The organism is Clostridiales bacterium (assembly GCA_030016385.1).
Lineage (GTDB): Bacteria > Bacillota > Clostridia > Clostridiales > Oxobacteraceae > JASEJN01.
This window is the reverse complement of sequence record JASEJN010000052.1, coordinates 1-22,156: the sequence shown is the minus strand read 5'-3', so window position 1 is coordinate 22,156 and position 22,156 is coordinate 1. Positions and strand designations below refer to the sequence as shown.

At 39.1% G+C, this 22,156-nt stretch carries 17 protein-coding genes and 1 tRNA gene; 16 read left to right on the top strand and 2 right to left on the bottom strand.

The window, feature by feature from the left end:
- Window positions 1-233 precede the first annotated feature (233 nt).
- The 6 genes from QME45_11485 (at window position 234) to QME45_11460 (ending at window position 9,481) form a co-directional block, all read left to right on the top strand.
- Window positions 234-1,199 carry an RluA family pseudouridine synthase gene (locus QME45_11485; protein ID MDI6619274.1) on the top strand — a complete coding sequence of 322 codons (966 nt, stop codon included), beginning with the start codon at window positions 234-236 and terminating at the stop codon, window positions 1,197-1,199.
- A gap of 97 nt (window positions 1,200-1,296) precedes the next feature.
- Complete coding sequence (locus tag QME45_11480) at window positions 1,297-3,936, top strand: DEAD/DEAH box helicase (GenBank protein ID MDI6619273.1); 2,640 nt, start codon at window positions 1,297-1,299, stop codon at window positions 3,934-3,936.
- A gap of 11 nt (window positions 3,937-3,947) precedes the next feature.
- On the top strand, window positions 3,948-6,065 hold the full coding sequence (locus tag QME45_11475) for an ATP-dependent helicase (protein MDI6619272.1): 2,118 nt from the start codon (window positions 3,948-3,950) through the stop codon (window positions 6,063-6,065).
- A gap of 47 nt (window positions 6,066-6,112) precedes the next feature.
- Window positions 6,113-7,309: a pyridoxal phosphate-dependent aminotransferase gene (locus tag QME45_11470; protein ID MDI6619271.1), complete on the top strand. Its 1,197-nt coding sequence runs from the start codon at window positions 6,113-6,115 to the stop codon at window positions 7,307-7,309.
- 91 nt (window positions 7,310-7,400) lie between these two features.
- Window positions 7,401-8,492, top strand: a complete 1,092-nt coding sequence (locus QME45_11465; GenBank protein MDI6619270.1) for a hypothetical protein — start codon at window positions 7,401-7,403, stop codon at window positions 8,490-8,492.
- Between the two features lie 86 nt (window positions 8,493-8,578).
- Entirely contained in the window at window positions 8,579-9,481 is a 903-nt protein-coding gene (locus QME45_11460) for an RluA family pseudouridine synthase (protein MDI6619269.1), read from the top strand.
- A 16-nt stretch (window positions 9,482-9,497) separates the two neighbouring features.
- Here the strand turns inward: QME45_11460 and spoVB are convergent, their stop codons facing one another.
- Both spoVB and QME45_11450 read right to left on the bottom strand, forming a co-directional pair.
- On the bottom strand, window positions 9,498-11,027 hold the full coding sequence (gene spoVB, locus QME45_11455; protein ID MDI6619268.1) for a stage V sporulation protein B: 1,530 nt from the start codon (window positions 11,025-11,027) through the stop codon (window positions 9,498-9,500).
- Window positions 11,028-11,150: 123 nt separating this feature from the next.
- On the bottom strand, window positions 11,151-12,266 hold the full coding sequence (locus QME45_11450) for an aminopeptidase (protein ID MDI6619267.1): 1,116 nt from the start codon (window positions 12,264-12,266) through the stop codon (window positions 11,151-11,153).
- Between the two features lie 183 nt (window positions 12,267-12,449).
- Here QME45_11450 and QME45_11445 point away from each other — a divergent pair, with 183 nt between their 5' ends.
- The 10 genes from QME45_11445 to QME45_11400 all read left to right on the top strand — a co-directional run bounded on the left by QME45_11445 (window position 12,450) and on the right by QME45_11400 (window position 22,075).
- Complete coding sequence (locus tag QME45_11445) at window positions 12,450-13,163, top strand: zinc dependent phospholipase C family protein (protein ID MDI6619266.1); 714 nt, start codon at window positions 12,450-12,452, stop codon at window positions 13,161-13,163.
- A gap of 153 nt (window positions 13,164-13,316) precedes the next feature.
- Window positions 13,317-13,874 (top strand): class I SAM-dependent methyltransferase, encoded by a 558-nt coding sequence (locus tag QME45_11440; GenBank protein MDI6619265.1) that lies wholly within the window; start codon window positions 13,317-13,319, stop codon window positions 13,872-13,874.
- 10 nt (window positions 13,875-13,884) lie between these two features.
- A complete protein-coding gene (locus QME45_11435) occupies window positions 13,885-15,618 on the top strand; it encodes a B12-binding domain-containing radical SAM protein (protein MDI6619264.1) in 1,734 nt (577 codons plus the stop codon).
- A 73-nt stretch (window positions 15,619-15,691) separates the two neighbouring features.
- Window positions 15,692-16,183 carry an ECF transporter S component gene (locus tag QME45_11430; GenBank protein MDI6619263.1) on the top strand — a complete coding sequence of 164 codons (492 nt, stop codon included), beginning with the start codon at window positions 15,692-15,694 and terminating at the stop codon, window positions 16,181-16,183.
- A gap of 193 nt (window positions 16,184-16,376) precedes the next feature.
- A complete protein-coding gene (locus tag QME45_11425; protein ID MDI6619262.1) occupies window positions 16,377-17,135 on the top strand; it encodes a hypothetical protein in 759 nt (252 codons plus the stop codon).
- 51 nt (window positions 17,136-17,186) lie between these two features.
- Window positions 17,187-19,121 carry an aconitate hydratase gene (locus QME45_11420; protein ID MDI6619261.1) on the top strand — a complete coding sequence of 645 codons (1,935 nt, stop codon included), beginning with the start codon at window positions 17,187-17,189 and terminating at the stop codon, window positions 19,119-19,121.
- Entirely contained in the window at window positions 19,118-20,116 is a 999-nt protein-coding gene (locus tag QME45_11415; protein ID MDI6619260.1) for an isocitrate/isopropylmalate dehydrogenase family protein, read from the top strand. Before QME45_11420 ends, QME45_11415 begins: the two co-directional genes overlap by 4 nt.
- Before the next feature lie 155 nt (window positions 20,117-20,271).
- Window positions 20,272-20,347, top strand: a tRNA-Glu gene (locus tag QME45_11410).
- A 166-nt stretch (window positions 20,348-20,513) separates the two neighbouring features.
- Window positions 20,514-20,876, top strand: a complete 363-nt coding sequence (locus tag QME45_11405; protein ID MDI6619259.1) for a phage holin family protein — start codon at window positions 20,514-20,516, stop codon at window positions 20,874-20,876.
- Window positions 20,877-21,127: 251 nt separating this feature from the next.
- Window positions 21,128-22,075, top strand: coding sequence for a DUF4349 domain-containing protein (locus tag QME45_11400; GenBank protein MDI6619258.1), 948 nt, complete (start codon window positions 21,128-21,130; stop codon window positions 22,073-22,075).
- Window positions 22,076-22,156 lie beyond the last annotated feature (81 nt).

Sequence of the window (22,156 nt, the reverse complement as noted above, 5' to 3'; positions counted from 1 at the left end):
ATATTGGTATAATATTCCTTTTACCAGTAATTTGTCAGGTAGCACAATAGATTAAATTAATTTTTGTAAAATATTCCGGTAAAAATAAAGAATACTTTTTTCATGCCTTACAATGGGTATAATTAATATAGAAATTTAAAAATCTATATTAAAAGAGTGAGTGTATGCAAATAAAGACATGTACCCGCCAAATGGGTTGTGTTCATCGAATAATTTTAAGGACGGTGTAGGTTTTGGAAAAAATAATAATTACGGCAAATGAAGCTAATCAGAGGCTGGATAGATTTTTAAGAAAATATCTTAAAAATGTTCCCCTGTCGGGAATATATGAAATAATAAGGAAGAAAAGAGTAAAGGTAAATGGGAAAGGGAAACCGTCGAATTACAGGCTGAATGAAGGGGACATGGTGGAACTTTTCTTTGAAGGCAAAATGGATGCAAGCGATGGAATAAGAAAATCCGGCATGGATTTTACCGTGCTTTATGAAGACGGCAATATTATGGCAGTCGATAAACCCGCCGGGCTTATAACTCATCCAGATAAAAATCATAAAGATAATACGCTGACCGACCAGGTTTTATACTATTTATACGGGAAAAATGAATATTCCCCGGAAAATGAAATCACATTCAGACCTGCCGCTGTAAACAGACTTGATATAAACACCGGAGGTATAGTTCTGTTTGCAAAAAATTATTTATCGCTGCAGAATTTAAATATGATGATAAGAGAAAGATATATAAATAAATATTATTTATGCATTGTCAAGGGAATTTTAAAGGGTGAACAGGATATTGAAGCATACCTTTTAAAGGACGAAAAAAGCAACATGGTCGATGTATCGCCAAAGAAGGAAAAAGGCGGTAAATATATACATACGTATATAAAAACCATAAAAACAGGCGATAAATTTACTTTGGCGCAAATAGGCTTGATAACTGGGAGGAGCCACCAGATAAGGGCGCAGCTGAAAGAGATAGGGCATCCTATAATCGGCGATATAAAATATGGAGATGAAACTTCAAATGATTATTTTAAAAAAAATTATGGCTTGCACAGCCAGTTTTTATATGCATACAAGATTGCAATAGAAAGAGGATGCGGAAATCTCGATTATTTAAGCGGAAAAGAAATATATTCAAAGCTTCCGCCGGATTTAAACAAAATAACCATGGATTTATTCCACATGGAGTATTAAAAAAAAGCGTTTTTTCTGTTAGAATGTATTTATCAAGAGAACATATTTTCGGGTGCATATTTATATTTGGGTGCAACCCATATTTTTGGAGGTTAACATGCCTGATTTAGAATTAAAAAGATTTAAAAACAGAATAATAGCCACCAAAACGATAGATGCAAGGCCTCCTGTTTTTTCGGATTTTCCTCCGGGTTTAAATAAAGAAATTATTGAGTTTTTGAAGGGGTGCGGCATAAATAAACTTTACTGCCACCAAACAGAAATGTTCGATAAGGTCATGGCAGGAAACAATGTTATTATAACTACATCGACTGCGAGCGGCAAGACGCTGGGATTCATGCTGCCTGTCATACAAAGAATACTCGATGATCCGACATTGAGGGCTATATTTGTTTATCCGACAAAAGCTTTGGCTCATGACCAGTTCAGAAATATGGTGCCTGTCCTTGATTATTTCGGGAAAAAGAGGATTATGGCGGGTATTTATGATGGGGATACTACTCCAAACGAAAGGGCGAGGATAAGGAAGAACGCCAATATCATACTTACAAACCCTGAGATGATAAATTCCTCGTTTTTGCCGAATCATTCCCTTTTCGGTTTCAATCATATTTTTTCGAGGCTTAAGTTCGTGGTGATAGATGAGCTTCATACATACAGGGGTGCATTCGGGTCCCATATGGCAAATATAATGAGAAGGTTGAATCGCATATGCAGATATTACCAGAGCTCTCCGCAATTTATAACAAGTTCGGCTACCATTGCAAATCCTGTGGAGCTCGCTGAAAATATATGTGGCGGCAAATTTGTCCATGTGTTCAAGGATGGGTCTCCATCTGGGGGGAAAAAGATTTTCTTCTGGCAGCCTCCTTTTATAAGGGATACCCAGTATAGAAAGGGACCGGAGGAGGAAGCATCAGAGCTTATACCGGATCTCGTAGACAAAGGCATAAGGTTTATCTCATTTTGCAAGAGCAGAAGGGAAGTCGAGGTTATCCTGAAGGAAGCAAGAGACAGGCTCAGCGATATAGACGGCAAGCCATCCTTGGGGAAGGATCTATCGCATATGGTCGCAGGCTACAGGGGTGGATATACTCCGGAGGAAAGAGCAGAAATAGAGAAAAAGCTCTCGAGCGGGAAGCTCATGGGGGTAATATCCACCAACGCTTTGGAGCTTGGGATAGATATAGGAAAACTTGACCTTTCGATTATGTGCGGCTTTCCCGGAACAAAGGCGTCCTTCTGGCAGCAGCTTGGAAGGGCGGGAAGAAGGGGGGATATAAGCTATGGAATCCTTATATTCGATGTTTCCCCTGTGGATCAGTATATTGCCGTCAAGAACGAATGGCTTACTGATAAAACCGTTGAAAACGCTGTCATAGATAAGAACAATCTATTTATTGAGCTTGCGCATGTGAGGGCCGCAGCCGCGGAACTTCCTTTATCGCTGGATGATGCCGCGGTATTTCCGGATCTCGGGGAAATCGTCCCCGTGCTTATAAATGCAGGAGAATTGAAAAACAGGGGAGGAAATTTCATATGGACGGGAAATGAATTTCCTGCAGGCGATTTCAATTTAAGGAATATAAATAATAATATATACAAGGTGCTGAATAAAGCAAACGGCACTGTGATTACCGAGATGGATGAGACAATGGCTTTTCATGAAGTGCATCCGAAGGCCATATACATACACGACGGCATGCAGTACCTTGTGGAAAATCTGGATCTCACAAACAGGATAGCGACAGTGGTGCCGGTCGATATGAATTACTTTACTGTTCCCTTCGTTGAAACGAGCGTAAATGTCCTTAGAGGATTTAAAAGCAAGGAAATAAAAAGGACACATGGATATTTCGGCGATGTAAAGGTAAAAGAAGCCATACCCGCATATAAGATGATACAGTTTCACAATCATCAGAATCTTGGGTTTGAAAGGATAAGCATCCCCCTGTACCAGGAAATTGAGACGGAGGGAATGTGGTATGCAGTGCCTGACGAAGTAGATGAAGTATATAACGGGTATACTATGTTCAACTATTATAACGGGTTGAAGCATAGCCTTTTAAACGCTGCGCTGATGAGGACAATGGCTACAAGGGAGGATATGGCGAGCACCGTGTTTAACGCCAAAGAGGAGGGGGACGATGCCAAAAAGTCCTATATACTCCTTTATGATCTGTATCCAGGCGGCCTTGGCTTTTCGGAAAAGGCATATGATTTTGCATATGAAATAATAAAGGATGCCGTAACGCTCGTTAAAAATTGCAGATGCGACGGCGGATGCCCGGCATGCGTGGGAGATTACCATCTCGACAAAAAGCTTATTATATGGGGGCTCGAATCGCTTCTTTCGGAAACGAAAGCGCCGATGAATATAAAAAAGGCGCCGCGCGCCCCATTCATAATAGAGAAAAAACTGTACAAGATGGAACAGCTTCCATATGTCTGGCATGAATTTGTAAAATTCCTAAGCGAAAGGGCCGAATATCTCCACAGCTTTTTAAGCACAATAGACAGAGTCGAAATATCGGGGAATAAGCTTTTGTTTGTTACGGATTTTAAATTCTATGAGGATTGGGTACTTGAGAAAAACAATAAAATGAGAATAATGAATACGGTAAGCAGGTATGTGGATGTTCCGCCGACTTTTGATATAGGAGTAAAGGTAATTGAAAAGATTCCTGATGATATTCGGGAAAAGATAATGAGAAGATATGATGACCTAACAAAGTAGGTGCTTATTGCATGAAAGAAATGCCGGTACATCTTGAAAATTTGGCAGTAGGAAATTTGAAGTACAAATATATAGAAGATATATGCAAAGAATTTTATGGTTCGTTTATAAAGCTCAATGATTATCAAAAGGCAGCCGTAACAAACGAAGACAAGGCTTTTTTGCTGAATGCATCTGTGGGGAGCGGTAAAACCACGGTGCTTGTCAATAAAGTATTGTACCTTGGCATGGTGAAAAAGGTGCCTCTTTCAAAAATGTTTGTGCTTACATTTACAAACAAGGCCGCCGATGAGATAAAGCAAAGGGTTCTAAGATTTGCAATCCCGTCGGATAAAAATCCGTCGGATAAAAGTGAAATGGCCGCCTTTGGAACGTTCCACAGCGTTGCAAGGTATCTGCTGTCCAATGTGCTGCCTGTTGAAGATTTAGGATACACTAAGGATTTTTCCATTCTCGATGAAGACGGCGCAAGAGAGATATCGGATTATATAATAGATAAGAACGGCTTGAATATCAAGTACAGGAAAAAGCTTGAGAAAAGGATATACGGTTTAAAGCATGGCCGTGAACTTTATGGCAATATGAAATACAGCGATGATATAGACAATTTCGCATATCTTCTTCAGGTGGAAAAGGTTAAAAGGAATGTCATGGATTTTGATGACCTTATAGAATGCTGCAAAATACTCTTGCGTAATAATGCAGTTCACCCTGAATGGATTATAATCGATGAATTCCAGGATACCGACAGTTTGCAGCTTGAAATGATAGATAACCTTGTGGGGGACAATACGCATATTTTCGCTGTCGGAGACCCCAACCAGATCATATATTCATGGAGGGGAAGCAGAGAGGACATATTCGAAATTTTCAAGGAAAGGTACGACGCCAAAGAAGCGACGCTCCCTATCAATTACCGCTCGACGGCTACTATACTTGGCGCTGCAAGGGCATTTTTAAGCGGGCAAAGCCATCTTGTGGGCATAAGGGGCATGGGACACGCCATAGTGATAAAGAAGCACTATAATTCCTTCAATGAGGCGTTATATTTGGCGGAAAAAATCAAAAAATTAAAGAAAGAGGGCACTCCATACAATGAGATAGCCATATTATACAGGAAACAGAGCCATTCATCCGTCTTTGAGGATGTATTTACAAGAGAAAAAATACCCTATGAGGTTTCCGTAAAAAAGGATTTGAAGGATATACCGGCGCTTTACTGGTTTTTCAGGCTTATAAGAGCATCCATAAATAATAATGACACTTCGAATATTTTGCATGTCCTGTCGGATGATAAATACGGCCCGTGCCTCAAATATCCGGTAGCCCGTCAGGTTGCAGAGGGGAAGGCACGCGATGGGCTTGCAGATAAAATATACGGATTCAGAAAATGGTGCGAATGCAAAAAAAGCGCAGATGATTTTGAAAATGAAATATACGACTACTTTGACTTGGACAATTATCTTTTGCCGACATCCATATCGTATAGCAAGGACAGGGATTTTATATTAAAATATATAAAGGAAATATCGGATTATATAAAAGCAAATAAAATGGATTTATTCGACGGAATAAAAAATGCCGTCGATTATACCGTATTGTATGGCAAACAGGTTATAAACCAGATGATATACAAAGATAGCGATTCCGTAAAGCTTATGACACTTCATGCGTCCAAGGGACTGGAGTTTAAATACGTATTTATAAGCGGTGCCAACATGGGAATCATACCCTTAAGCGGGAGATATGACGACGAAGAAGAGAAAAGGCTTTTCTTTGTGGGGATTACAAGGGCGAAGGATTATCTTGAAATATCGTACCATTCAAATCCTGACGGCGGAAGCGCCCTTGCCAATCCAAGCCCGTATCTTAGTATGATTCCCGACGATATCATAGAAAGCGAAGAATTAAAGAGCAGAGCCATGAAGCTTTCGGATCTTAAGAGAGAGATAAGAGACAATATGGCTAAAAAAGGCGGCAAGGTGCAGGAAAAAAAGAAGGTAATTCATCCAAAATACGGGGAGGGTTATATAGTATCGGAGGATAAGGATACTATATCGGCGGAATTTGAAGGTTACGGCGAAAAATCCTTTTCAAAGTTATTTTGCCCTTTGAAGTTTATAGATTAGCAAAGGTATCGAATTTTAATATTTAATATTTAATGGGGGGATTTAGTTTGGAGTTATCGAGAAAGGCATTGTCAATATCGAGTTCGGCCACATTGGAAATAAATGCAATGGCTAAAAAAATGAGACGCGAGGGGATCGATGTCATAAGTTTCGGCGCCGGCGAGCCTGATTTCAATACGCCGGATAACATATGCAAAAGTGCTATAGATGCAATAGAAAAGGGTTTTACAAAGTATACTTCGGCCTCAGGCATGACTGAACTTAAAGAGAGTATATGCAGAAAATTTAAGAGGGATAATAATATCGATTATAAGCCATCACAGATTATAATATCAAACGGAGCAAAGCATTCAATACATAATGCGCTTATGGCTGTATGCAATCCCGGCGATGAGGTAATAATCCCGGCACCGTACTGGCTTAGCTATCCTGAGCTTGTGAAAATAGCAGGTGCTTCGTGCGTATACATAAAAACAAGTGAAAAAGATGGCTTTAAATTCAGTGAAAAGACATTGCTTTCAGCCATAAATGATAAAACGAAGGCGATTATTTTAAACAGCCCGAACAACCCCACAGGCGTTGTTTACAGCAGAGACATGCTTGAAATGATTGCCGGGACGGCAGTTAAAAAGGATATACTCGTGATATCGGATGAGATATATGAAAAGCTGACATATGACGGATTGAAACATATAAGCATAGCATCCTTAGGTGAGGATATCAAAAAGAGAACGATCGTCATCAACGGCATGTCAAAGGCTTACGCGATGACGGGATGGCGGATAGGATATGCGGCAGGAGATGAAGATATAATAAAGGTGATGTCGAATCTTCAAAGCCATGCAACTTCAAACCCTAATTCCATTGCTCAATATGCAAGTATAAGCGCCCTGGAAGGAAACCAGGATTCCGTGGAGAAAATGAGATGCGAATTTGAGAAGAGAAGAAACTACATGGCAGGCAGGATCAACCGCATTCCGCTGGTATCATGTGTAAAACCCGAAGGCGCTTTTTATATAATGATAAACATAAGCAAATTAAAAAACAGGGATTTAAATGGAAAGATTTTTACGGATTCAGTTTCGATATGCAAAGACCTTCTCGAAAATGCCAGGGTTGCATGCGTACCCGGAAAAGCATTTGGCGCAGATGATTACATAAGAGTATCATATGCGACATCCATGAAAAATATCGAAGAGGGGCTTGACAGAATAGGAAGATACATTTATAAAGTTTTGCATTGAACATAGGTGTGCCCCTTTTGATTATTCATATTTACGGGGTGGCGGTAATATAAATTATTGAAAGCAATTATAGCATGAAGGGGTGCGCGATTTGTCCTATAATGGCCTGAGATCAGCATCGCTTGTACTTTTAGTTATATTATTTTTACTGCTTGCAAATGCCGTAAAAGAGGAACCGGTGCCTGTTATGTCGAATAGATATGAGTATTCAATTGCAGCACTTGCAGAATCTGTCAATGCCATAAACAGCATAGAATATAAACAGCATATAAAAACGATGGATAAGTCAAAGCAGACCGAATCCATCGAAGTCCATTTTTATTATAAAAAGCCCGATTATCTGAGAACGGAAACTAAAAGCAGCGGCTGCACAAGCATAGATATCTATACGCCGGATGGCATGTACGAATATTTTCCCGCATCCCTGACAGCATATTACAGGGAGAAGTGGAAAGATAGCGAACCTATTTCTTTTCAGCTTCAGGATAAACTCCATGATATCGAGCTTTCCGGAAAATATGAGCTTTATAAAGCAGATAATTTGGCAGGAGAGAGCGCAGAGATAATAAGATCCGTAGATGAAGAGAACGGCTGCATATATGAACATCGGATATGGCTTGTAAAGAAGGAAGGATTGAGCCTCCCTGCAAGGGAAGAATATCTATCGGACGGTGATGTCAATATAACTTATGAGTACGAATATGTTTCAATAAATAAAAATATAGATGATAAGTTATTTAAGTTAAGGCAATCGGATAAGCTTAAAATCATAAATGCCGAAGGGATACCAAAGGCTGTAAAGAATGAAGAAGAGGCTGAAAAATATGTAAAATTCAACTTGATAATGCCTGACGATATACCTGAAGGATTTGCCGTAAATGAGATCACGGTAGTTCCTCCTGTGAAATTTCCATCGGCCACTGTAACTTATATAAAGGATATGGACACAGTATATTACTGCCAGAAGAATGTCCACAGGTATGAATTGGTTCTAAGTGATGAGGACAAAGTTGTAAAATCCGGAGGCAAAACATTCGCCATAAAGAAACTATTCAACAATTCAATTTCGATAAGGTGGGTAAAAAATTGCATAGAATATGAGTTTAGCAGTCCGGAAAGCCAGATAGATGCCTTAATCAAGTTCGTGCAAAGCGTATCGGGCGTCGAGCTTATGATCAAATAAGCAGCAGAATCCGGATGCATGCAGATTATTTGAAAAACAATTATATAAGATGTTAACGAAAGAATTAAACATTGGGAGAAAAATTTATGAATGAGGATTATTTGACATATACTGCAGAGAAAGCAGATGACGGAGTAAAACTTGACAATATATTAAAAAGCAGGATGAATTTATCGAGAAGGTTGATAACCGACTTGAAGAAAGCGAAAAACATTTTTATAAATAACAAGCATGTATTTACAAATGCTCTCGTAAAGACAGGCGATGTGGTGTCCGTCAACATATACAAGGAAGAAAGCCAGGATATAGAGCCGGAAAATATACCGGTAGACGTGGTATTTGAGGACGCAGATCTTTTGATTGTGAATAAAATGCCGGGTATTGTCGTACATCCGACAAAGGGACATCCCAACGGGACGCTTTCAAACGGCATAATATATTACCTCAGGCAAAAGGGCGATAAGTCCATAGTGAGGCTCGTAAACAGGCTCGACAGGGATACTTCGGGACTCGTAATAATAGCAAAAAATAAATTTACCCATCAGGCATTGGCAAAGGAGCTTGATTCCAATGAAATAAGCAAGAAATACATATGCATCGCCCATGGAAACTTTACGCAAAAATCCGGAACTATAGATCTCCCGATCGGCAGGCCTTCCCGGGAGACAATAAAGCGGGAGGTAATGACATCAGGGTATAAAGCCGTTACTCATTATAAAGTCATAGAGGATCTTGACGAGGCCTCATTAGTGGAGCTGAGACTCGAAACGGGCAAGACCCATCAGATAAGGGTGCACATGAGCTATATAGGGCATCCTATTTTTGGCGATACACTGTATGGGACTGCGGATGACAGCAGATTCATAAACAGACAGGCCCTCCATGCATATATGCTGGAATTCAATCATCCAAGATACGGAAGCAGGGTGAGATTGAAAACGGAAATTCCGGACGATATGAAATCGCTGCTGCTAAAACTTAAGGTGTAAAAGGCATGCATACGGATTATAGCGTATATGGCGATTGCTTTATTGCTCTTTTAAAAACAGGGCTCAATATAAAATACAGCAGCAAATATACTGCAATACCTGTGAAAAGCAATATCAAAGTAGAAATATTTCCAAAGGCCATATAGCTTTTCAGCTTATTTATTATGATGATTTCGGCAAAGCTTATCAGGAGTGGAAATAATACGATTTCCCTGAAGTCCATGTATATGCCTGTTATCCTTGCTATACTGGTATAATTCAGTATGCATCCCACAAGAGGGCTTATGGCGAAGTCTATGGCATATGCGTATATATTTATTTTTGAAACTGCAAGGAATATATATAAAATCGTTATATCTATAATAGACAGTATTATAGTGTTCCTAAGCAATATTCCCTGCTTTCCAAGGCCGTTCAGTATGCCGAACATTGTCGATTCGATATATGAGGCCATAAGGCCGAAGGAAAGTGAAAAGATAATGTTTCCAAGGTCGTCTCTGCTGTAAAACATCATTCCCAATTCTTTCGGCATTGAAAAAAACAATCCTGCGGAAACCGCAGCTACAACGGCAGCCAGTTTTATGACGGAGTAAATCCTTTTATTCACCGCCGATGTATTTCTGCTTTCAGATGCTTCGGATATGACAGGTACAAGCATTATGGATATGGCACCTATTATGATGGCAGGGAACATTACAATAGTTAAACCCATTCCTGAAACTTTACCGTAGAGTGCGAGGGCGGTTTCCTTTGCAAACCCTGCCGCCTGCAGTCTTCTGGGTGCCATGGCGGCTATAAATGTCCCAAGCATCGTAGAAAAAAAGCCGTTGACGCATAAAGGCAGGGAAACCTTAAACACGTCAGCCATAATCTGAAAGACGTTATCCGGTTTTCCTGTCAATGTTTTGACGGATGACGAAGATACTTTATAGGCTATATATAAAAGAGTGGTGCTTGTTACTTCTCCTGCAGTCATGGCTAAAACCGCTCCCGCCACCTGATATTTGATCCCGTATTTCCTTAAATGCTCGGAAAGTGCCAAGAGGACCACGACTCTTATAAATTTTTCAAAAATATCGATAACAGCCGGCGCCGACGAGTTTTGGACTCCATAGAAATATCCTTTCAGTATGGATCCTATAGTGATAAATATTATTGCAGGTATGTACATAAGAATTGCTAAATAGGTCCTTTCATCTTTCAGGATAGACATGGATATATACGGGGCAAATATTACGACGAAAATAGATACGAATATAGACCAGGATGAAAAAAAAGCAATCGACGCCGTAATGCTTTTAAATAATTCACGGGTATTGTTCTTAGATATTTTTTCGGCAACTATTTTGGATATCGCAGTTGCAGTACCGCCGCATGTAAAGCATATGAAAAAGCTGTATGTAGGCATTACCATATGATAAAGCCCGACTCCGTGAGCTCCTATTTCCCTGGACAATATAATGGAAAAAAAGAATGATAAAGAACCCGTCGCAATATTCGATATTAAAAGAAGCAGCGTATTTTGCGCAAAAGTTAATTTTTTCATTGAATCGCACCTGAATTATATTATTTGGGGACATGCCCCCGTCCGAGGCTGACCTCGAAGGGGAGTAGTGTCCCAATTACAATATATATAATTCAAGTGGATAATATTACTTTTATATAAATCTTACTTAAGGTTTTCAGGGTTCAATCCTTCAAGCTCAGGCAACACAAATACACCGTCTTTTCGTACAAGTTTATCATCAAACCATATCTCCCCACCGCCAAAATCAGGTGTCTGGATATATACAAGATCCCAGTGTATTGCCGATTTATTGCCATTATTGCACTCGTCATAGCTGCTTCCGGGTGTAAAATGGATGCTTCCCCTTATCTTTTCATCAAACAGCGTATTTTTAATCGGCTTTTCGATGTAGGGATTTACGCCGAATGAAAATTCCCCTACATATCTTGCTCCCTCGTCGGTATCGAATATTTTATTTATCTTTTCAGTATCGTTTGCAGTTGCGCCTATAATTTTTCCATCTTTGAATTCAAGGCGTATATTCTCAAAGGTGAATCCCTGGTATACAGCCGGTGTATTATAAGTTATCACACCGTTTACAGTTTCCTTTACCGGCGCGGTATATACTTCCCCATCGGGTATATTTGCTTCGCCCGAACATTTTATGGCTGGAAGGCCTTTTATTGAAAATGTGATATCGGTGCCTTTTCCCTTGATATGCACTCTATCCGTGCTTTCCATAAATTTGACAAGAGGGTCCATCGCTTTTGCCATCTTGCTGTAATCGAGATTGCACACATCGAAATAGAAATTCTCAAAGGCTTCCGTGCTCATGCCGGCGGACTGAGCCATAGACGGGCTGGGATATCTTAATATAACCCATTTCGTCTTTGGCACTCTTATCATGCCATGGACAGGCTTTATAAAATTTTTCATATAAAGAGACATCTTATCGGTAGGCACATCGCTTGTTTCGGAATCGTTATCACCCGACCTCACGCCTATGTATGCATTCATATCAGACATTCTATAAGCCTCATACTTTGCCATCAAGTCGAACTGTTCCTTTGAAGCGTTCATGTATAAAGCCCTGTCTATTGTTTTATCTTTTATGGTCACAAATGGTATGGCACCGGCTTTGTATGCTTGCTTTACAAGTTCACATGTAAATTCTTTTTCAAGCCCGATTGCCTCTATTAAAACTTTTTCCCCTGGTTTAAGGCGGCATGAATAATTGATTAAATTATTTGCCAGCGTTTCAAGTCTTGGATCTTTCATTTTTAACATCTCCTCCTTAGTATCCCCGGTTCAAAGATCGGGAATTTAAAATTAAAGATTTTTTTCCATTATAGCATATATGGCATATAATGATGGTATATTATTTACTTTACAGATTTTTTTAATGTATTTTAAGGGTACAATATATATGGTTTTATTCTAATACTTAAGGGGATGGCAAAATTGTCAGGTTTGATAGAAAGATCTTATGGCAGAGTATTCAAGACCACACTGCATGCCGTAAACCCGATAAAAAAGGCTGTTGTCAGGACGGAATGCAGGGTGCACAGGTTTATAAACAACCAGTCCATAATCATATTGAAAAATGATGGATATATAAATGCATATAATTTATTCAAAAAGCATATAGACGACTTAAATTCCGGCGTGGTATGGGCCGATCAGGACTTAAAGAACAGCAACCATTTTTACAATCCGCAAAAAAACAGGGGACTGTATGGATTCAGCAACGCATTTAAGGAATGTACAGTATATTACACATCTTCTCTTGTATGGTGGAAAAACAGAAACATAAAAAAATCCATGTTTTATCTTGGGGCGGCATGCCATCTCGTTCAGGATGTAACGGTACCACAGCATGTCAATATAAAGCTGTTCAAGCATCACAGGCAATATGAAAGGTGGGTGTTGAGGACATATGCCAATGAAAAAAGCTTTAGATGCTTCAGCAACGGCATTTATTTAGACAATATAAAAGATTACTTTGACCAGAATGCAGAAGTTGCATTAAGCGCTTATAACAAAAACAAGGAAATAATAAACATCGAGAAAAGATATTTCAATATTACGCATATTGCCCTTTGCCAGGCCCAGAGGAGCACTGCCGGATTTTTAAACATGTTTTACAATGCCATAGAGGATATTCCTTTGAATTAAGCATTATTGGCCTTAAAATAAAATCGCAGCCTGAAAGGTTTTTCCAATCAGGCAGCGAATATATCCTGTAGATGAGACTATTTGAAAATGAAAGAGACCGGGATAAGGGAAAAATTGTAGAATATGAAATATTAAACTTTGAGGTGGATCTATATGGGAAAAAACAAAGAGATAATTGTGGATTTGAGAAAATTGCGCATAAGGGATAATGTACTTGATCTATGCTATAAGGGGAAGGGCGTCATCTATCGTGCCCTTAAAGACATAGAAGCCGAAAGCAATAAGGAGGCCGCCGTAACTTCGGGCCGATTATATAAAAAGGACGATTGCGGATTTATATATGGCAATCCTTCGGATTTACCGTTTGAGGACGATTCGTTCGATACCGTTACGGCGTTTTTTTCACTCTCGTATATAGAAAGAAAATACAAAAGGAACAAGACTATAAAGGAAATAAAAAGAGTTTTAAAAGATAAGGGAAGGCTCTATATATGGGATATAAAAAGGGGAATTTTCAATTTCAGCTATAAACAGAAGATAAGGGCTATAATACCGGATGGCGAAAGCATATTGATGGATACAGGACAAAATATCGTAGACCATGCATATAGCATCAACACTATACTTCCGGTTGTAAAATGGTACTTTAAGATAGCTTATGTCAAAGACTTAAACGAATATTTTTATATTGAAGCCGAAAAAAACATATAGGGATGATAAGTTGAAAATATTATTAGTTGCACTTAACTCAAAATACATACATACAAATTTAGCGGTAAGATATATCAAAACATACTGCGATAATTGCGATATAGACATAAAAGAATATACAATAAACGACAGCATAGGCAGAATCATAAATGAAATATATCTTTCTTATGCAGATGTGATAGGATTTTCCTGTTATATATGGAACATAGAGACCGTTTTAAAAATAGCCGGCAGCATAAAAAAAATAACGCCGGGCGTAAAAATACTTCTCGGAGGACCTGAAGTATCATATGACAGCAAAATGATAATGAAAGACAATCCTTTTATAGATTATATATTAAGCGGTGAAGGGGAGGAAGGGTGCCGCAGTCTTTTTAGCTGTCTTGAACATAACATTCCGGACATAGGAAACATAAACTCTCTTACATACAGGAAAGGGGACGGCATAGTCGAAAACAAGAAAGGTACTTTGATCAAGGATCTGGATAAAATACCATTTCCATACAGGGGAGAAAATGCATGTGATTTTAAAAACAAGATAATGTATTATGAAACTAGTCGGGGCTGTCCTTTTAAGTGTTCTTACTGCCTTTCGTCGACAATAGAGGGAGTGTGCTTTTTTTCACTGGCGAGAACGAAAAGGGATCTGATGTGGTTTATCGACAATGATGTGAAGCTCGTTAAATTTGTAGACAGGACATTCAACTGCGGGAAAAACTATTTCGATTTATTAAAGTTTCTTATTGAAAACAAGAAAAATACAAGATTCCATTTTGAGATTTCAGGGTGGATATTGGATGATGAGGTCATAAAGCTTATAAACAGCGCGCCTTATGGCCTCTTTCAGTTTGAAATAGGTATACAATCGACCAATCAGGATACCCTCGATACCGTATATAGAAAGGCCGATACGGGAATACTTTTCAAAAATATAAAAAGACTGATACAAAAGGGAAATGCCCATATACATCTGGATTTGATTGCCGGCCTTCCAAAGGAGAATATTTCCTCATTCCGGATGTCATTTAACGATGCTTTTAATCTGAAGCCCGATATGCTCCAGCTTGGTTTCCTTAAACTTTTGAAGGGGAGCGCACTGCGGGAGAATGCGAGGGAATACGGCATAGTGTACGAAAGCTATCCTCCATATGAAGTGTTAAAAACAGATGCCATATCGTTTAAAGAGCTGATATGCCTCAAGAACATAGCTGACATGGTTGATGCTTATTATAACAGCGGCAGATTCGATACGATTTTAAGCTATATCGTCGGTGCTTTTGGAACGCCGTTTGATTTTTTCAGTAAGTTTGCGGAGTATCGCAGTAAAAAAATAAGTATGAACATAAAAATAGGGAATGTACAGCAGTATGAGCTTATATATGATTTTTGCAGGGGGAACGGTGATATAAATATCAATCTTGCAAAGGAGTGCCTGGCCTTTGACTATCTTATGCAAGGCAGGAATACATATATGCCGGATTTTATCCGTCCGGATGTATCTGTGGATAAGCAATATATATGGAATTTTCTTTCGGACAGGCATAATATAGAAAAATACCTGCCATATTACGCCGGGACAAGTACTAAGGAAATAATAAAAAGTATATGCGTTAAATATTTTAAATATAATATATTCAAGTTTGTCAGGCATCCGGCATTCAATGCGGAAGACTGCATCGTATTCTTTGACTATGGGCATAAGGACAGATATGGCAGAGTAAAATATTTCCCTGTACAAAAATAAAAAAATGTATTATAATCTTTACAGATGACAAGACAGTAAACATAATTACCATATGACTTTAGAGGTGAAAAAAATGAAGCTTAAAGAATTGACTATAGGAGCTATGCTTACCGCCTTAGCGATAATCATACCTATACAATTTTCATTTTTAAGGATTGTAATACCACCATTTTCAGCTACTCTTGCAGCCCATGTGCCTATGCTTCTATCCATGCTTATAAGCCCACCTGTCGCACTGATGGTGGGAGTCGGGTCGACGATTGGATTTTTACTGTCGTCTCCCGTATATGTTGCGGCAAGAGCTGCCAGCCATATTGTCGCAGGTTATGTAGGTGCGGTAATGATTAAGCATGGGAAGCCGGCAATCGTTGCATACGCGCTTACTCTTCCAATACACGCGGTACTTGAGGTGCTGGCGGTTATACCTTTTGGATGGACGGCGTATAAGGTATTGGTAGTTGTTGGAGCGGGAACCGTTATCCACCATATTGTGGATTCCGCAATAGCCTTATCACTTGCATATGCGCTTCAACCGTTTTTGAAACCGGGTTTTGCCAGAAGATAAAGAGCCTGTTAAAAAGTACGCCTCCGAATGTCAGCTATTTTTGCCTAACATTTGGAGGCGTACTTTTTTAATGCCCATAATTCATAAGCATCTTTATATGACGCAAAAAATATTGATTTACACAAAAAAATAGGTATATAATTAAAAAATAGAGGCTTAGTATATATAATAATCAATATGTCGGAGGCTTATAATGTTTCCTGTATGCCATATTTATATTGCAAGTAAAGTAATGGATAATATATCTGATTTCGCAGTACTCGGGAGTATATATCCCGACGCTGTTGTATCCAGGGATATTCCAAGGAATATTACGCACTACAATTCATCTGCTTTATTCAACTTTTTTAAAAACCGGGAGAAAAAAATTACCGATTTTGCCAAGGGGTCAATAACACATTGCGTTGATATGAAGGGGCTGGATTATTACAGCGATGAAAGCTTTCCGGATGGGCATGATCTTGGATATTGCTTTGAGAAGGCTAAGTATATAGAAAAGGACGTAGTTAAATACTGCAATGTGCCTGAAAAAATAGGGCTGTGGAAGGCGCATAATATTATCGAAATAGCATTTGAACTGTTTATAGATAAAAAAGATGGTTCTCTTAAACATAGGTTTAAAAAGGTCATAATGGATGAAGGGCTTATCGATTATGTAAGCAGAAGGCTTGCTTGTTTTTATTCTAAAGATGCGGGCTATTTTGTCGGTAAGTTCAGGAAATTTATCGATTATTTTGATTATGATAACGTGTGTGCGCTGAATATGGCTAAAAAATACAGCATCCAGCTTAAAATAAAGCATGGAATAGAGGTTGAAGATACATCAAAGATGGCTTCCATAATCTTAAAATCGCTGGATATCATAAAGACGGATGCGGACGATTTCATAGATTACGTGATTGGAAGCCTTAGAAGGACGATGCCTTCAATAGATGCAAAAACCTATGATTGACATTTACAGTAAGAAATAAAAAATTGTCATATAACGATTGGAGTGGTTTAATTGGAGATGAATTTATCGCAAAAAATTATTAAAGACCATTTGATTTCCGGAGAAATGGTTAAGGGAAACGAAATCGAAATATCTGTTGACTCAACTTTAACGCAGGACTCAACGGGTACCATGGTATATCTGCAGCTTGAAGCAATGGGTGTCGACAGCATAAAAACAAAGCTGTCCGTGGCATATATTGATCATAATATGCTGCAGACTGGATTTGAAAATGCCGATGATCATTTATATATAAAAACTATCGCACAAAAATACGGTATAGTATTTTCAAAACCCGGAAACGGTATCTGCCATCAGGTGAACCTTGAAAGATTTGCACGCCCCGGTTGGACTCTTTTAGGCTCCGACAGCCATACACCTACATGCGGTGGTATAGCATGCCTTTCCATAGGAGCAGGGGGGCTTGATGTTGCAGCAGCCATGGCGAGGGGAAAATATTATTTCGTGATGCCATCCATATGCAATATCGTTTTGAAAGGGAAGCTGAATCCTCCGTCTACTGCAAAGGATGCAATATTGTACATTATAGGCAAACTGTCGGTAAAAGGAGCGGTAGGCAAAATACTGGAGTATTCAGGAGATGGGGTTATGAGCCTGTCAGTGCCTGAAAGGGCGACGATGACGAATATGGGAGCTGAAATGGGAGCCACAACTTCGATATTCCCATCTGACGAGAAGACATATGAATTCTTGAAAAGCCAGGGACGTGAGAATGATTTCAAGGAACTTAAAGCAGACGATGATGCCGAATATGATGAGACGATATATATTGATTTATCGCAGATAGAGCCTATGGCAGCTTTGCCTCACAGCCCCGACAATGTTAAAAGGGTGAAGGACATAGAAGGGTTAAAGATAACGCAGGTAGCAATAGGTAGCTGTACTAATTCATCTTATAAAGATCTGATGATCGCATCCAGGATATTAAAGGGCAGAACCGTTCACCCTGATGTAAGTTTAGTGATTTCGCCCGGCTCGAAACAGGTTCTTACAAAGCTTTCCATGTCAGGGGCTTTAAAGAATCTTATCGAATGCGGAGCAAGGATTTTAGAGTGCGGATGCGGGCCGTGTATTGGAATGGGACAGGCACCGGAAACGAACGGAGTATCGCTTAGGACATTTAACCGAAACTTCGAAGGACGAAGCGGAACAAAATCTGCCAGAGTATATCTTGTAAGTCCCGCTACTGCAGCGGTATCGGCAATATATGGCAAACTGACGGATCCTTCAGTTTTATACAGTAGCGGAATTGAGGAATTCGACGATATTGAATATTACAATGATAATGATTTTATAATGCCGGATAAAAGAGGCAGCGTAAAAATTATAAAGGGTCCCAATATAAAGCCTTTTCCTTTAAATAGAGCTTTGGATAATAAATTGGCGGGTAAAGTAGTGCTGAAGGTGGGCGATAATATAACGACGGATCATATTATGCCCTCCAATGCGAAGCTTTTGCCTTATAGATCAAATATACCTTACCTTGCAAGGTTTTGTTACTCTCAGGTGGATGACAGGTTTTATGATAACTGTATTAAAAATAACGGCGGTTTTATAGTCGGCGGCAGCAATTACGGGCAGGGGTCGAGCAGGGAGCACGCGGCGCTGGTTCCCCTGTACCTGAAGATAAAAGGTGTAATTGCGAAATCATTTGCAAGGATACACAAATCCAACCTGATAAATAACGGCATACTTCCGTTGACATTTAAAAATGAAGAGGATTATCGGGATATTGATCCTTTTGATGAAATTGAGATGGAGAATTTACTGGCTCAGATGGAAGATGGGAAAAAGATAATGGCATTTAATAAAACAAAGGGAAAATATTATGAACTGGTACTAGATGTAACCGATAGAGAAAAGAAGCTGTTGAAATACGGTGGATTTATAAATTATATAAAAACCAATAAAGGGGATAGGTTATAGTGCGTAAAATTACTTTGATTCCGGGAGACGGGATAGGGCCTGAAATTGTTAAATCCGTGATAGATGCAGTTAATGAGAGCGGTGCTAAAATCCAGTGGGAAATAAGAGAAGCGGGATTGAAGGCCATCGATAAATACGGATTGCCTCTTCCCGAAGACACCATAGAAAGCATAAAGAGAAATAGAGTAGCGCTGAAAGGGCCTGTAACCACGCAAATAGGGAAGGGCTTCAAAAGCATAAACGTTGCTTTGAGGCAAAAGCTTAATTTGTATGCGAATATAAGGCCTGTCAAAAAACTTCCGGGTATCAAAACGCCATATGATGATGTCGATATTGTTATCTTCAGGGAAAATACTGAAGATTTATATGCAGGCATCGAGCACAGAATAGATGAAAACAGGGTGGAGGCTATTAAGCTCATTACAAGGGATGCTTCCAGGAGGATTGCGCTAAAGGCGTTCGAATACGCGAAAAAGAATAACAGGAAAAAGGTTACAGCCATCCACAAGGCAAATATCATGAAGCAGTCCGACGGGCTCTTTTTAGATGAGGTCAGGAATGTTTCTTCGGATTATAATGATATACAATATAATGAAATGATCGTCGACAACGCATGTATGAATCTTGTGATGCACCCCGAACGGTTTGATGTTTTGGTTACGGAGAATTTATACGGCGATATATTGTCCGACCTGTGCGCAGGGCTTGTCGGAGGGTTGGGGCTGGTGCCCGGAATGAATATAGGAGACGATTATGCCGTTTTCGAAGCCGTACACGGGAGTGCTCCGGATATTGCCGGAAAAAATGTTGCAAACCCCACGGCCATACTTTTATCCGCCGCAGAGATGCTTAAATATATCGGTGAGGGCGGCCCGTCACTCAAGATACATGATGCCGTTGACAAAGTTTTGGCGGAAGGTGTGTATTTGACGCCGGATATCGGAGGAAGCTGCAGCACACAGGAAATGACAGAGAGAATTTGCCATTTTATTTAATGTGACATTATTACAAGGGCAGGCCTCAAAGCATTTACATAATATTTTCCAAATGTAAAATATATGCATTGATGGCAGCAAAAAAAATTAAAGTATTGACTTAAGTGGTATATATGTTATAATAAACACTGTCGGCTTTATTTAAGCTGCGTTGTGGCTCTATGGTCTAGCGGCCTAGGACGTCGCCCTCTCACGGCGGAAACTGGGGTTCGAATCCCCATAGGGCTACCAGATGCTTCAACTTTTGAGTTGAGGCTTTTTTTATTTTTTGCGAAATAATGTGGACAAGCTAAAATTTAAAGGAATCATTTGTTAATCAGGTAATATAGCGGTTTATCATATAAAATAAAAGCATATGTAAAATAAATCTGGGCAAAATAATCTTGGAGGTGATTTTATGGGTAATGATATTTCTGAAAAGAGAGAAACAAGCTGGGGCGGATTGTTTATAAGATTTATTGTGGCTGCAATTGTCTTAATGGTAACAGCGTTTTTTACTCCTGGATTTGCGATTGCAAATTTTTGGACCGCTTTGATCCAGGCGGCTGTAATCGTAGGGTTAGATTATTTAATAGAAGCATTGATCGGCATAGATGCTTCTCCATTTGGAAGAGGATTTACAGGGTTCATAGTATCGGCTTTGATTATTTATTTAACCCAGTTTATCGTGCCCGGTATTTCTGTTACGGTATTGGGTGCCATAATTGCAGCTTTAATCATAGGTATAATTGGAGCACTGCTGCCAGTGCGAATATTATAAAAGAGTGGTAACCCCACTCTTTTAATTTTTGGTACATATTTTAATTCCTTCTCACTTCAATCCGTAATTTTAGTTTGCGTTATTACGAGTACCCACTCGCTGATCATAATAGCACAATTCTATTTATGACTGATTTCATATTATGAACCGAGTCCTTTTTAAACATATTTCCGGTATAATAATCTTATAGAACAAAATCAGTTTTTTGTACGTCTAAATATTATATTAGGAGAATTTAAGGGAGGATTTATATGAAACTTTTTACAAAAAGAAAATTTTTATGCATCTTAATCGTTATCCTTATATTGCTTTTACCTGCCTGCTCATCGAAAAAGAGCGCATCAAGTGCCGGTAAGGACACTATGAATAGGGCTGCAAGTTATAATGGGGCACCGAAATCCGAAGTATCCGAAAAAACTGCTAAAGATATGGTTGTGGCAAGCACGGGCGAAAATAAGACAAACACTACAGGCGATACGAGCGTCAAGCAGAGCGAGCAGGATTCAAGCGTAAGAAAAGTTATATATAATGCATCCGTAAAATTTGATGTCAAGGATCTAAAGGGTTCATATGATTCCATACTATCAAAGGCATCGGAGATGGGAGGATATGTTGCAGGCTCAAATATATCCGACAACGTTTCCAGTATAACGGTCAGAATGCCTACTAAGCTGATGAACAGTTTTTTGAAATATCTTGATACATTTGAAGGAAAGAATAAAGTTTCATCAATAAATACTGATGATGTTACGGACCAGTATACCGATTCGCAATCTTCTTTGAGAAATTTAAAAGCGCAGGAAGAGCAGCTCCTTTTGATTATGAAAAAAGCAAATACTGTAGATGAAACGTTAAAAGTTGAGGACCAGCTATATAAAGTAAGAGGTCAGATAGAAACAATTCAAGGCAGGATAAATATGTGGGATAAGCTCCTTGAATACAGCACGATCAGCATTACAATAAATAAGATACCGGAGATAACCGGCGGCAAGGAAGTCGGAATATCATTCATAACATTCAAAGAGATAAAAAAAGCCATAACGAATGGTTTTAACAGCACTCTTAATTTTGCCGTAAGAGCGATTTGCGACATCTTTATATTCCTTGTAAGCATAATTCCCTTATTGCCTTTTATAGCTCTTGCAGTTTGGCTTGTGATAAGGTACAGAATTAAGAGAAAAAAGATTATAAGCAAATAAAAAAAATATAACTTAAAAGGGTACACAGATTATTTGAAGAATATTATGGAAAGAGCAATTAGCGGAAAGTCTTTAGAGTCT